This is a genomic window from Rhodanobacteraceae bacterium (assembly GCA_024234055.1).
In the GTDB taxonomy this organism is placed as follows: Bacteria; Pseudomonadota; Gammaproteobacteria; order Xanthomonadales; family SZUA-5; genus JADKFD01.
The window spans coordinates 568,653-581,627 of record JACKOW010000002.1; the positions used below are offsets into that span (position 1 = coordinate 568,653).

The following is a 12,975-nucleotide window of genomic DNA, read 5'->3' on the forward strand; positions in this document are numbered from 1 at the left end:
TGGTGGAGCCGCGTGAGAGCGTCCAGACAAGTCTGGACCCACGGTCGGCATGCACCTTATTGCGCGGCGCACCCGCTCACAAGGTAAACACCGCACCTTCGCAGCCGGCTGTGACCAGGTAGCCGGGGTTGACCTCGGCAATGGACTCCGCGGTGATCAGATCGAGAATCTCGTCGCTGTGGTCGGGATCGTGGTGGAAGGTCACCAGCTGGTTGACCTCGCACAGCGCGCCGTAGCGAATGGTCTGGATCAAGGAGCTGTGTCCCCAACCGTGATGTCTCGGATATTCGGCGCCGCTGTACTGGCTGTCGTGGATCAGCAGATCGGCGCCCGTCGCCAGATCCGCACCGGAGGTCCAATCACGCGGCAAGCTGGGAAAATCAGGATTGCCCAGGGCCGGCTCATGGTCCGGCATATAGGTCAGTACCTTGCCGTTGGCAGCCCTGATCCGGTAACCCACCGTCGGCCCGGGATGGCAGACCATGCCGGACTCGACCTGGAATTCGCCGATCTCGACGCGACCACAAGGCACTTCGTGGAAGCTCAGCTCGCACGGCAGTTCGCTCAGGTGCACCGGAAACAGCGGCGGTGACAGATAGCGCATCAGCCGCGCCTGCAGGTTCATCGTGGCGCTGGCCGGGCCCCAGATATGCACATCGAAACCGGGGCGATACAGTGGCGCGAAGAAGCCCAGGCCCTGCACGTGATCCATGTGCAGATGGGTCAACAGGATGTCGACCCGTTTAAGCGATTCGGGCAAGCGCGCGCCGAGCCTGCGGATGCCGGTCCCGGCATCGAGCACCAGCACCGTGCCTTCGGCACCGACCACGCAGACGCAGGAGGTATTGCCACCGTAGCGGGCCGTATCGGGCCCGGGCGTGGCCAGCGATCCGCGCGTGCCCCAGAGCTTGATCTGCACGCTTCAGATCTCCCAGAACACGCTTTGCACGCCCAGGAACTCGCCTCCCTGGGCAATCAGGGGCACCGAGGTCCAGTTGACGTTGCGCCAGGTGCCATCCGGCCCGATCACCCAGATGGTTCGCGCCACCGGCTTGTGTTGGGTCAGCGCAATGACGAGCGGCCATTCGCTCTGCGGAATCAGCTGGCGGTCACCGTCAGTCACGGCGAACTGCTGTTGCCATTCTTCCGCCGGAATCTCGCCGCTTTCCTCGAAGCGGATGCCAAGCAACAACTCGGCCGGCTCATTCCAGTAGATCAGCGCGCCCCTGGCATCGACGATCACGATCGGCATCGCCAGACAGCTGGCGAGCTGACGTGCCAGGATCAGCTGCATGGGTTTCTGTGACGCGATGGCCAGTCTCCTTGCATCCAGCTTCGGCGGAAACGCTCACCTGCGAAAAGTAGGCGGGCGCGTCGACTTGCTGCCGCAAGCTTACTGACGTTTCACGGGATTGTCCCGTTTCCGGAAGCGAAACGCGCTGCCGCGAGGCGACTCCGACACCGAATCTGCGCTCGGAAACCGAGCCGCAGTTCGCAGTTGTTGATGCTTACCCGCAGGGTCAGGTCCTGCCGCAATCGGACCGATGCGTAGGACTTCAGTGCCCTAGGGAAGCCGAAAACGCAGGATTCTGCGGCGAATTCACGGCGATCTTGTTTGGCATGAACCGTGCTCTTGTCAGCTCCGAAAGCCGAGACATCTGCCCACTGCCCAGACGCTCGGCCGACCTTGCCCGCGAAACGGATGTCGCGGGCAAGCAAACCCATGGACTTGAGGAGAATCCCGCATGACCACGCCTGATCGCATTGCGACGCTGCCGGCGCGCCTGCGTGCCGCCTTGCGGATCTGGATCGGCATGGCCTTGCTCAGCCTGCTAACGCCGGCTGCAATCGTGGCTGATGTGGGTTGGCTGGCTCAACCCTGGTTCTGGGCAGGCCTGTTGCCGCTGCTGGCGCTGCTGCCCTACCGGCGTCAGCTCTTGCAGAAACAGCCCACCGGCTGCGCCCGGCGAGTGGGTGCCTTCGAGGCCTTCATGCGCCAGACGCGAGTGCCGCTGGCCGATCAGGCCCGCTTCTGATTGGAACTGCGCCGGGCCAGCCCATAGAGCCCGGACCCCACCAGCAGCAATGCCAGGGTCCCCAGCACCGAAGCCAGGCTGATCTGGGTCATCAGACCCAGACACACGAAAACCGCGAGCCAGCGCAGCGTCGGGCCGCCGGGCAATCGCAGGTATCCAGGTTCGAATCCCGCCAGTCGCTCGGCGGCGGGCATCGAGCACAGGCACAGCAGGTAGAGCAGCAGGCGGATGCACACGCTGAGCACGGCCAGCCAGACAAAACTGCCGCTGGCTGCCAGTACGAATGAGGCCAGCCCGTAGCAGATTACCGAGTTGGCAGGCGTCTGCCAGCGTGGATGCACCTGGGCAAACCAGGCTGGCAGCTGAGCATCCAGACCCAGTCGATAGCTGATGCGCGAAGTGGAGAACATCGAGCCCAGCAGATTGCCGCCGACCGAGGCCAGCAGGCCCAGCATCACCAGCGCGCCACCGACCGGGCCCAGCCAGGCCTGCCCAGCCTGAACCAGCGGACGCGGGGCTGTCGCCAGATCAGGCACCAAGTGCTGTGCAGCCACATGGATCAGCGCGTACAGCAGTGCGCAGGTGATCAGCGCCCAGAGCAGGGCTCTGGGCATGTCAATCTCAGGGCGGCGCGCTTCGCCTGCGGGCACCAGCCCGGATTCGAAGCCGACATAGGCGTAGATCACCAGCAGCAGAGCCGCGCCCAGATCGGTCAGCGGCGGCGGCCCCGACACGGTCTCCATCAGTGCCAGATCCAGCGAGACCGCGCCCCACAGTGCCAGCGCGATCAGCGGCAGCAGCTTGAGCACGGTCAGCGCCCCCAGCGAGCGCATCGCAGCGCGCGCACCGGCCACGTTGAGCCAGATCAGCAGCACCGAAATGCCGAGCAACAAGGCCAGACGGGTGGCGGGCCCCTGCGATTGCGGCCAGAAATAGCCCAGAGACACTACCAGCAGATTCAGATTCGCCGCGAAGGCCGTCAGCCGGGCCACGTAGAAGGCCCAGCCGGCCTGAAATCCAGCCATCGGCCCAAAGGCGACGCGGGCATACAGCATCGGGCCGCCAGTGCCGCGAGAGGCGCTGGCCAATTGACAGAAACACAGCATCACCGGCGCAATCAGCAGCGCGCAGATCAGATAGATCCAGGGACTGAAAACGCCTGCCAGCGATTCCGTGGCAGCCGGCACGCCGAAGATGCCGGCGCCGATCATGCCGTTGATCATCAGCAACCACAGGCCCCAGACAGAGAGCTGACGAGCCAGCGGCTCCTGGTCGGCATCGGCGCGGCTTGATCTGCGCATCACTGGGCGTTGCCCTCGGCACGGTCGCGATGGTCGAGACTCGCGCAATCATCGGGGCGACGCAAACTGCCATCGACCCGAAGGGTCAGGTTTCCGGGACCAGGAACATCGGCCTGGGCGGACCGGCACCCGCGTGCACATGTAATTGATCGTCCCGTTATCTAGGTGGCAATGGCCAGGAGAGTTAAGGTGTTCCACGGCCAATTCGAGCCGGATGAATGGGGAGATCAGCCTTGAACAAGCCTCGTCACACAGAGGATGAGCGGGCAGCGACCGTGGCCCTGGGGACCAGCCCGCAAACGGGGATTTTCTCCAGGTCTGATCAGACCCGAATCGGCAATAGCGGCAGGCGGCTGATCGCCCTCACCCTCGGCCTGGTTGCAGCCCTGCCGCTGGCGGCAGCAACCGCCCGCCCATCGGGGGACTGGTCGATGATCGCGGCCGCCCGTTCGGCCGGCGGTGGCTGGGTGAAGCCCGCGCCATTTGCGACAGATGCGGTGATCAACCAGCTGCTGCCTGCGTCGGAAGCCCCGGCCGCCAGCGCAGCGCCCGCCACCGGCAAGGCCAGACGCGAACCCGCCGGCGGTCCGGCCAAACGCGCAGACTGGTTCTACAGGCAGCGCGCCTACCCGCTGGATCAGATTCCGGCCGGGGCCCGTCAGCGTGCACTGGCGCAGACCGAAAAGGTCGCCGAGTTCCGTGGTCGTGACAAGGCCAGCAGCGCCAGTCCGTGGACGCTGGTCGGCCCGGTTGGATTCAATTCGCGCATCGAACCCACCTGGGGTCAGATGAGCGGCCGCGTGCGCGCGCTGGCGATCGACCCCACCAATTCCAATCGATTGCTGCTGGGTACCGCGACCGGCGGCGTCTGGCTGAGCAGCGATGCTGGCGCCAGTTGGACCGCGCTGACCGACTCGCAACCCTCGCTGGCCATCGGCGCAGTGGCGATTGATCCGAGCAATCCCAATGTGTTCTATGCCGGCACCGGCGAAGGCAACGGCAGCTACTACGGCGTCGGCATCCTCAAGAGCACCGATGCCGGCGCCAGCTGGACGGTCATCGGCGCCAACGAGTTCAATCGGGGTTCCATTGCCGGGCTGGCGGTATCGCCGGATGGCAATGTCGTGGTCGCTTGCGCTCTGGCAGGCAATTTTCTCGGTGCTTCGGCCTCGCCCAGGGGCGATGTTGGCGGTGTTTACCGCTCCACCGATGGCGGACAGACCTTTACTCAGACCCAGAACAACTTCTGTTCCGGCCTGGCCGTGGCCGGGGCCAATTTCAACATCATGTATCACTCGGCCACCGGCGTGGGTGCAGCCAACGGGCTTTACAAGTCCACTGATGGTGGTGCGACCTGGACGCATCTGACCAGCGCGGTCAATGGCGCCGAAGTGGAGCGCCTGGCGATCGGCGTATCGCCGGACGGCAATCGCGTCTACATCGGCGGCAAGGTCGGCGGCGATGTCGTGCTGCAGAACAGCAGCGACGGCGGCAGCAGTTGGAGCACGCCGCTGGCCACCACCATTCCGGAAGAGGTCAATGCGGCCAGTTTTCAGCTCTATTGCGAAAAGCAATGTGGCTACGACAATGCCGTGGCGGTCAATCCTTTCAATGTGAGTGATGTTTTCTATGCCGGTGTTGGCTCCTATCGAAGCACCGATGGCGGCGCCACTTTCACCCAGGTCGGTGCCAACAACACCGGCGGCGGTCCGTTGCATGTCGATCACCATGTGGTTCTCTTCGATCCCAACAGCCAGGGCGTGATCTACAGCGGCAACGATGGCGGCATCTATCGATCGGCCGACAACGGTGCCACCTGGACCTCGATCGGCGGCACGCTGGCCACGCTGCAGCCCTACCATGTGTCGCTGCATCCGAGCAATCGCGAGATCCTCTATACCGGCAACCAGGACAACGGCACCACCCGCCGCACCGACAGCAATGTCTGGACCGAAATCGGCGGTGGCGATGGCGGCTACTCGGCCGTCAATCATGCCAATCCGCAGATCGTCTATTCCTCAGCGACCAATCTGTCGCTGAGCAAGTCCGACAACGGCGGCGAGACCAATAACGCGGCCATCACCCAGGTGCCCAAGGAAGCCAATGAACCGGTGGCCTTCATTGCGCCCTTCGTCATGGATCCGGTCAACCCGGAGATCCTCTACGCCGGCACCAGCCGGGTATGGCGCACCGCCGACGGCGCTCAGACCTGGACCGCCATCAGCCCGGCGCTCGCCACCAACCCCGAGGCCTACATCACCCAGATCGCGATCGCCCGGTCGGATACGTCGGTGATCTACACCGTGGCTTCGGACGGCAGCGTGGCGCGCAGCAATGCCGCCGGATTTGCCCAGATCAACAAGGCACCGCTGCCGGGGCGTTATGCCAGCGCCATCGCCATCAGCCCCACCGATCCCAACACCGCCTATGTCGGTTTCTCCGGCTTCAATGACACCACGCCTTCAACGCCGGGGCACATCTTCAAGACCACCGACGCCGGTGCCAGCTGGACCGATGTCTCAGCCAACCTGCCGGATGTGCCGGTCAACGCACTGGCCATCAACCCGGGCGCTGCCGACGAGATCTACGCCGGCACCGACACCGGCGTGTTCATCAGTCTGGATGGCGGCGGCAGCTGGGCCAGGATGACCGGCGGATTGCCCAATGCCGGCGTCAGCACGCTGGCGGTCAATGCCACCACCAACATCCTGGTGGCCGGCACCTACGGCCGCAGCGTCTGGCGCACCGACCTGAGTGGTTCCGCACCGGCCAATGCCAACTACACGGCGATCTACTACAACCCGGACAACGCCGGCTACGGCGTAGCCGTGACCCATCAGGACAACACCGTGGTGGCGATCTGGTACACCTACAACCCGGACGGCCGCCCCACCTGGTACACCGCCGCCACCACCCGCCAGGCTGATGGCAGTTATCGCGGCAACTACCTGCTCAACACCGGCACGCCGCTGGCGCAGATCAACGGATCGCCGGCATCTACTTCCAACATGCCGCTGGGCGAAGTGGATCTGGTCTTCGGCGCCAACGGCCAGCTCGATTTCGGCTTCACGCCCACCGGTGCCGCCAACCAGCGCCGCGCCCTGCAGCCGCTGCCGCTATCGGCCAGCCCGCTGGTCTGCAACTTCAGCAGCGAGCCCCGCACCAATGCCACCAACTTCACCGATCTGTGGTGGAACCCGAACGAGAGCGGCTGGGGCCTGAGCATCCTCAATCAGGGCAATCTGATCTTCCTGGCCTGGTATACCTATGCCGACGACGGGCAGCCACAGTGGTTGACCTCGGTGCTGACCCGACAAGCCGATGGCAGCTACAGCGGCCGTCTCAACCGCACCGCATCAGGCACGCCCTACACCACGCCGCCGATGGGCAATGTCACGCCCTTCCCGGTGCCCGAGGTGGGCGATGTCACGCTCAGCTTCAGCAACGGCGAAACCGGCACCCTGGGGTATGTGGTCGATGGCGTGACCCAGAGCAAGGCGATACAGCGTCTGGTGTTTGGTACGCAGGTGCAGATCTGCCAGTAAGATCTGAATGAGCTGATGACATGTCCGGGCAGGCCGTTGTGGCCTGCCCGGATTCAGTTTCGCAGCCGCCGACGCAATGCCAGATTGCTGCCGCTGAATCCGACCCGAGTGTAGAGACGCCGGGCCTCGCGATTGTCGGCCGTGGTTTCCACCGTCAGCGCCACGGCACCAAAGGCCCAGGGATGATCGGGTTCGGCCAGTTCTCGCAACAACCGCTCAGCCCAGCCGCGACCGCGATAGTCGGGCACGACGTAGAGCTCGTCGACGGCACAAGTTTCGCCACCCAGTTCGTTCGACCAGAACGCGATCAGCAACGCGTAGCCGGCGATTCTTCCCTCACATTCCATTACCAGCGCCAGTCCGCGGGACGGCTGCTGGCGCAGAAAGTCCAGCGTACGCCGGGTGTACTCGGGCGGCACCGGGTCGGCGCCCGGATCCTCATCGTTCAAGGCCGCACACAAGGCCACGATGGCCTCGTCATCGGCTGGGGTTGCGGTTCTCCACATGCGCCTGATCATAGAGGCAAGCGGCCGCATCCTGGATCGCCTCGGACGGGCAGCCCATCGGACTTGCGCGCGGGTCGAATGGCCTAATCGCGGCTCCCATCACACGCGATAGACCACGCACGCCGCATGATCGCGGTTGGTACAACGTCAAGCCCCTCATCTGAGGTACTCGCGCTTTCCGTTGTATATTGATTAATAGCGGTTCGAGCTGGTTTCGCCGTTTCCAATCGTGGACAAGAACGAATTGCGACCTGATTGACGGGTCTTCCGGGAGGTTTCATGAAACATCGTGCCACTGTCATTTTCAGTGCGGCCGTTCTGATGGCCGCAGCCACCGTTGCCGATGCCGACGAGAAGGCGGTCGAGCCCACCAACAACGTCGCCGAGTCTGGATTGCGGGTCTATGTTGATCCGCAGAGCGGCGAACTAGTGTCTCAGCCGATCACCGCAGAACAGCGTCATCAGGCAAATTCGGCCGATGCCGCATTCAATCAGGACACCACCGATCTGGTCCCGGTGCAGATGCCGGACGGTTCAATCATGCTCGATCTGCAGGGACGCTTCCAGCAAGCCACGGTGGCCACAGTGCAGCCCGACGGCAGCATCCGCACCTATTGCAACGACGCTGACCATGTCGCCAAGGGCCTGCACACCCACGATGCCAAAGCAGGTGCCGCAGGTGCCTTGCCGACGGCAGCCGCCCATCGTGACGAGCGTTGAGGAGATCTCCGATGACCATCAAGCGCTCTCTCTTCTCGGCGATCTGCGCCACCCTGCTCGCCGGCAATGCGTCGGCCGCCACCATCACCATCGTCAATCTCGACGGTCCCAACGAGGGCTTCAATGACCCGACCCCGGTCGCTGCCTTGCCCAGCAACCCGTTCACGACACTGGGTGAGCAACGGCTGCACGTATTCCAGACGGCGGCCAACCAATGGGGTGCCCTGCTCGTCAGCAACATCGAGATCCGCGTCCAGGCCGCATTCAATCCCCTGACCTGTTCAGGTACGAGCGCCGTGCTCGGCTCTGCCGGTGGCACCACCTTGCATCAGAATTTTGCCAACGCGCCGGTGGCCAACGTCTGGTACAGCTCTTCGTTGGCCAGTTCCCTGGCCAATGTCGACATCAACGGCCCGGGCAGCAACGACATCAATTCCCAGTTCAACGTCGATATCGATAACGGTACCTGCCTGACCGGCACCGCAGGCTGGTACTACTCGACGCTGGCTTCCGACACCACACCCGCCGGTCGCATTCCGCTGTTGCCCGTGGTATTCCACGAATTGGCCCATGGCCTGGGCTTCCAGACTTTCACCAACAGCTCTACCGGTGCCTTTACCTCGGGCGTGCCTTCAATCTGGGATCTGTTCCTGGCGGATGCCGTCACAGGTACTACCTGGAACAACATGGCCTCCAACGCGGTGCGACAGGCCTCGGCAATCAGCGATCCCAACCTGATCTGGAAGGGCCCGATCGTGACGGCCGAACAGGCCAATTTCCTCGGCCCCGCACCGGCCCTGATCGTGACCGCGCCAGCCGCGATCGCCGGCGAGAAGACCGCCAACGCTGCCGCCTTTGGTGCCAGCGTGCCCCCGGCGGGAATCAGCGGCGAGGTCATTGCCGCCAGCGACACCGGCGGCGCTAGCGCCCTCGATGGTTGTGAGCCGCTGGTCACCAATGTCAGCGGAAAGATCGCGCTGATGCAACGCGGCACCTGCAACTTTACGGTCAAGGTCAAGAACGCGCAGGACGCCGGTGCCATCGCCGCCCTGATCGACAACAACGTGGCATCCGGACTCCCGGGCATGGGTGGCAGCGATCCGACCGTAACTATTTCTTCCTATGGCATCAGTCAGGCCGATGGCGACGCCATCCGGGCGCAGCTGGCACTGCCGGTCACCGTCAGCGCGACCTTGGGTTACGGCTCCGCACTGGCCGGCACCCAACTCAGCGGAGGCACTCGCTATGTGCGCATGAATGCGCCCAATCCGGTACAGCCTGGGTCGTCGGTGTCACACTGGACTGTCGACACATTCCCCAATCTGCTGATGGAACCGTCGCTCAACACCAGCTTGTTCAGCGACGTGGACCTCACCATCCCGCTGTTCCGGGATATTGGCTGGCAGGTCAACCAATCTGTCGGGGATGCGGTCTTCGCCAACGGCTTCGAGTAAGCTCCGATAGCAAGGCAAATGCGGATTCTGCCGCCCAACCCGACCTGAATTGAGCACAAGCGGTCAGGAACGGGGCAAGCGGCTGAATCTGCGCGGCTTCACTTCTGGCATTGCTCACGGTATCCGATGCTGCCCGCTAGCAGCCGAGCTGCCAGTCGAACAGGGTGTGCAGACGCAGAGCGGCGACGCCGTTCCTGCCTGAGAATTGCTCCCTGCTTCGCCGATCCGTTATCGTGGGTCTGGAGCTGGGGGAAGCAAGATGCTGAGTCTGCAGCAGAAACAGGACTACGAGCAGAATGGCTACGTGGTGCTGGAGGATTTCAAATCCGCCGCGGAGATCGCCGCGGTGCGTGAACGCGCCCAGCATCACATCGATGCCTTCGATCCCCAATCGACCCGCAGCATCTTCACCACCCGCGACCAGGCCCTGGCGACCGATCACTATTTTCTCGATTCGGCCGACCAGATCCGTTGCTTCTTCGAGGAAGAAGCCTTTGCCGCCGACGGCAGCCTGCGCCAGCCCAAGCAGCTGTCGATCAACAAGATCGCCCACGCGCTGCACGATCTCGATCCGGTCTTCGACCGCTTCTCCCGTGGTCCGGCGCTGGCCTCGGTGGCTGCGGATCTGGGCCTGGAGCAGCCGCTGCTGTGGCAATCCATGTACATCTTCAAGCAGCCCGGCATCGGCGGCGAAGTCGGCTGGCATCAGGACGCCACCTTCCTGCACACCGATCCGGTCAGCGTCACCACCTTCTGGTTTGCCCTGGAAGACGCCACGCTCGACAACGGCTGCCTGTGGGTGGAACCCGGCGGCCATCGTGGACCGCTGCGCGAATTGTTTGTGCGGGAGGGCAACCAGGTCAGCAAGCAGCGTCTGGATGAGACGCCATGGCCCACCACCGAGCAGGCACGGCCGCTGCCAGTGCGTGCCGGAGCCCTGGTCTGTTTTCACGGCCTGCTGCCGCATTACAGTGCGCCGAATCGATCGGCGCGCTCGCGCCACGCCTACTCGCTGCACGTGACCGATGCGCGCACACGCTATGCGGCGAGCAACTGGTTGCAGCGTGATCAGACTGCCTTGCCCTTGCGCGGCTTTCGCTGACCCGGATCGGGCGGACTACTGAGGCAGCAAGCCTGTGGGAGCGGACTTCGTCCGCGATCGCTTGAGGCGAGGCCTGTCGCGGACTGAGTCCGCTCCCACAGAAGATCTCGCCCAAAACCTGGCCCAGCGAGGGAACCTTCTGCGCACGCCCAAGTCCCATTCTCCGCATCCACATACTTTTCGTTACGTCGACGCGGCAAGAACCGGGAACACCATCATGAAGATTCGGACGATAGCCGCACTGGCTCTGGTCAGCACTCTGACCCTGAATGTCGCGCAGGCGCAGCCCATGCAACTGACGGAAACCCAGTTCCAGCAGCAGACCAACGGCCTGCCGAGCATCGTCGAGAACTTTGACGCGCTGCCTCTCGGGACGCCAGCTTCACCGCTGCAACTGGCCAACGGAAAGTTCTACGGCGAACCGCAGATCATGGATGGATTGTGGTGCTTGCTGAGCCCTTGCCTGACGGTCGGCTTGACGGTCCCGCCCGAGTTCACTGACTTCCCTGCCGGGACGGCCTTCTGGTCGGGCCGCATCATCTATGCCAGCAATGGCGATGCGCTTGAAGCCACAGTCGTTGGCAACGGTGGCACGCAGACATTCGTATTGCCATCGGGCGGCTTTGTCATCGGGGGTACTTTTGTCGGCTTTCACGACCCGGAAGGCCTGCAGTCGGTGAGCTTCAGGCTGATCCAGGGTTCAACCAATTACTCCTTCGATGACGTGGACGTTGCCCTGCAGTCGAGTTTGCAAGCGGCCCATGGTGTTCCTGCGCAATCACTGATTGCCAAGCTGACCATGTCCTTGATGTTGCTTGCGGCCGGCACCTTGGCAATCGGCCAGCGACGAAGTTGATCCGATAGCTGTCGGCGAGACCTATAACTGCAGCCTGCCAAACCACCCGCGCTTGATGCCGGTGAGGATCCTCAGAGACTCAGCACGCGAAAACGGCAACCGACTCATCGGCAGAAACAGCAGATCGCGCCACCAGGCCAGGGCGTCCAGATCGGACTGGAACAAGGGCGTCAGCCAGCGGCTCAGAAACTGATAAATGCGCAAGTGTGCCGCGCGTTCGCTGGCATAGCCGGCCAGTGCTGCGGACACCGTGGTGTGCTGTTCCAGAGCCTGCGCAAGCGCGCGCGCATCCAGCAGCGCCATATTCACGCCCTGCCCCAGCTGCGGGCTCATGCCGTGGGCGGCGTCGCCGATGAGCACGACGCGCTCGCGGAAGGGCTGGCGCAACACCACGTCGCGGTAGCTCGCGGCACGCCAGTCGCTGCGATCGACCATGCCATCCAGCCACTGCCCGGCTTGCGGCCAGAGCGCATCGACACTGGCGCGCAGTGATTCGAGGCTGCCGCTGCACGCCGCTTGCAGTTGCCCGGTCGGCACGCTCCAGAACAGGCTGACCCGCGCTTCCGATGCGGATTGTCCAGGCAGCCAGCCCACTGGCAACACCCCGATCATCTCCCGCGCACGGCGATAGCGCTGCTGCAGCTCGGCACCCGATCGCCTGTCTGGGTCGGCTGCCAGGCACCAGATCGCGCCCCAGGGATACAGCGCATCGCGCAGCACCTCGATACCTGCGATGGCGCGCAGTCTGGAGTGGGCACCATTGGCCACGACAATCAGATCGAAAGGCCCACGGCGAGTCCCCGCCGAATCCATGAGCATCCCGGCAACGGCATCCACCGTTTCGATGGTGATTCCGCATTGCACGCGCCCCGCGCCGGCATCGGCCTGTCGCAGCAGTTCGAACAGCGCACCTCGCTGCATGCCCAGTCCATGCCAGCGCGGGTCGAGTTCGGCGTAGCGCATGTCCATGACCGGTCGACCACGCTCGTTCTTGCCGTAGAGACGCTCGACACGGGCGCCACAGGCCCGCGCGGGCTGGCTCAGCGCCAGTTCGTCCAGCACTGAAAGGCCTGTCGGTTGCAACAAGAAGCCGGCTCCGACGGGCTGTAGCTCAGGCGCCTGCTCGAAGTGCGAGATCTCGTGTCCCGATCGCTGCAGAAAAAGACTGGCAGCTTGACCGGCCGTGCCGTAACCGATGATGGCGATGCGTAGTACGGATGGCTTGCGCATCGGCAAATGATAATCGCCAGGCACTTCGCGGCGGAGAGGGGCACACCCTTGCATCTGCAGCCACTGGAGGGAACCGCGCCTGCTTCGGCGCCTCAGTTTTCCGAGGCGCCGAAGCAGAAGCGGCCGCGCAGCGCGCGGCCCTCCGACAGGCTGCTCCGCGCGACGCTGCGCGGTCGATCGCCGCTCTTGAGAATTCGGCATCCACCGATGCCTGAGCATTGGCGA

The 12,975-nt window shown here is 63.9% G+C and carries 11 protein-coding genes; 6 read left to right on the forward strand and 5 right to left on the reverse strand.

Annotated features, from left to right (window positions below):
* Window positions 1-76: 76 nt before the first annotated feature.
* Both H7A19_06600 and H7A19_06605 read right to left on the reverse strand, forming a co-directional pair.
* Entirely contained in the window at window positions 77-919 is an 843-nt protein-coding gene (locus H7A19_06600; protein MCP5474496.1) for an MBL fold metallo-hydrolase, read from the reverse strand.
* A 3-nt stretch (window positions 920-922) separates the two neighbouring features.
* Window positions 923-1,294 (reverse strand): hypothetical protein, encoded by a 372-nt coding sequence (locus H7A19_06605; protein ID MCP5474497.1) that lies wholly within the window; start codon window positions 1,292-1,294, stop codon window positions 923-925.
* A 451-nt stretch (window positions 1,295-1,745) separates the two neighbouring features.
* Here H7A19_06605 and H7A19_06610 point away from each other — a divergent pair, with 451 nt between their 5' ends.
* Entirely contained in the window at window positions 1,746-2,036 is a 291-nt protein-coding gene (locus tag H7A19_06610; GenBank protein ID MCP5474498.1) for a hypothetical protein, read from the forward strand.
* Here the strand turns inward: H7A19_06610 and H7A19_06615 are convergent.
* Window positions 2,021-3,337, reverse strand: a complete 1,317-nt coding sequence (locus H7A19_06615) for an APC family permease (protein MCP5474499.1) — start codon at window positions 3,335-3,337, stop codon at window positions 2,021-2,023. The genes H7A19_06610 and H7A19_06615 overlap by 16 nt on opposite strands.
* Window positions 3,338-3,570: 233 nt before the next feature.
* Here H7A19_06615 and H7A19_06620 point away from each other — a divergent pair, with 233 nt between their 5' ends.
* Window positions 3,571-6,882, forward strand: a complete 3,312-nt coding sequence (locus H7A19_06620; GenBank protein MCP5474500.1) for a hypothetical protein — start codon at window positions 3,571-3,573, stop codon at window positions 6,880-6,882.
* 53 nt (window positions 6,883-6,935) lie between these two features.
* Here the strand turns inward: H7A19_06620 and H7A19_06625 are convergent, their stop codons facing one another.
* Window positions 6,936-7,388 carry a GNAT family N-acetyltransferase gene (locus H7A19_06625; protein MCP5474501.1) on the reverse strand — a complete coding sequence of 151 codons (453 nt, stop codon included), beginning with the start codon at window positions 7,386-7,388 and terminating at the stop codon, window positions 6,936-6,938.
* Window positions 7,389-7,667: 279 nt separating this feature from the next.
* Between H7A19_06625 and H7A19_06630 the strand changes: the two genes are divergently transcribed.
* The 4 genes from H7A19_06630 (at window position 7,668) to H7A19_06645 (ending at window position 11,520) form a co-directional block, all read left to right on the forward strand.
* The gene (locus H7A19_06630; GenBank protein MCP5474502.1) at window positions 7,668-8,108 is read left to right on the forward strand and encodes a hypothetical protein; all 441 of its coding nucleotides are present in this window, start codon (window positions 7,668-7,670) and stop codon (window positions 8,106-8,108) included.
* An 11-nt stretch (window positions 8,109-8,119) separates the two neighbouring features.
* Entirely contained in the window at window positions 8,120-9,562 is a 1,443-nt protein-coding gene (locus H7A19_06635; GenBank protein MCP5474503.1) for a peptidase, read from the forward strand.
* Window positions 9,563-9,821: 259 nt separating this feature from the next.
* Window positions 9,822-10,664, forward strand: a complete 843-nt coding sequence (locus tag H7A19_06640; protein MCP5474504.1) for a phytanoyl-CoA dioxygenase family protein — start codon at window positions 9,822-9,824, stop codon at window positions 10,662-10,664.
* Between the two features lie 217 nt (window positions 10,665-10,881).
* The gene (locus H7A19_06645) at window positions 10,882-11,520 is read left to right on the forward strand and encodes a hypothetical protein (GenBank protein MCP5474505.1); all 639 of its coding nucleotides are present in this window, start codon (window positions 10,882-10,884) and stop codon (window positions 11,518-11,520) included.
* A gap of 21 nt (window positions 11,521-11,541) precedes the next feature.
* On the opposite strand, the gene H7A19_06650 is transcribed toward H7A19_06645, so the two are convergent.
* Window positions 11,542-12,750, reverse strand: a complete 1,209-nt coding sequence (locus H7A19_06650) for an FAD-dependent monooxygenase (GenBank protein ID MCP5474506.1) — start codon at window positions 12,748-12,750, stop codon at window positions 11,542-11,544.
* Window positions 12,751-12,975 lie beyond the last annotated feature (225 nt).

Bases quoted from the DNA above. Each gene is read 5' to 3' on its own strand.
- H7A19_06605 (MCP5474497.1), bottom strand. From the start codon at position 1,294: ATGCAGCTGATCCTGGCACGTCAGCTCGCCAGCTGTCTGGCGATGCCG.
- H7A19_06610 (MCP5474498.1), top strand. From the start codon at position 1,746: ATGACCACGCCTGATCGCATTGCGACGCTGCCGGCGCGCCTGCGTGCC.
- H7A19_06615 (MCP5474499.1), bottom strand. From the start codon at position 3,337: ATGCGCAGATCAAGCCGCGCCGATGCCGACCAGGAGCCGCTGGCTCGT.
- H7A19_06625 (MCP5474501.1), bottom strand. From the start codon at position 7,388: ATGTGGAGAACCGCAACCCCAGCCGATGACGAGGCCATCGTGGCCTTG.
- H7A19_06630 (MCP5474502.1), top strand. From the start codon at position 7,668: ATGAAACATCGTGCCACTGTCATTTTCAGTGCGGCCGTTCTGATGGCC.
- H7A19_06635 (MCP5474503.1), top strand. From the start codon at position 8,120: ATGACCATCAAGCGCTCTCTCTTCTCGGCGATCTGCGCCACCCTGCTC.
- H7A19_06640 (MCP5474504.1), top strand. From the start codon at position 9,822: ATGCTGAGTCTGCAGCAGAAACAGGACTACGAGCAGAATGGCTACGTG.
- H7A19_06645 (MCP5474505.1), top strand. From the start codon at position 10,882: ATGAAGATTCGGACGATAGCCGCACTGGCTCTGGTCAGCACTCTGACC.
- H7A19_06650 (MCP5474506.1), bottom strand. From the start codon at position 12,750: ATGCGCAAGCCATCCGTACTACGCATCGCCATCATCGGTTACGGCACG.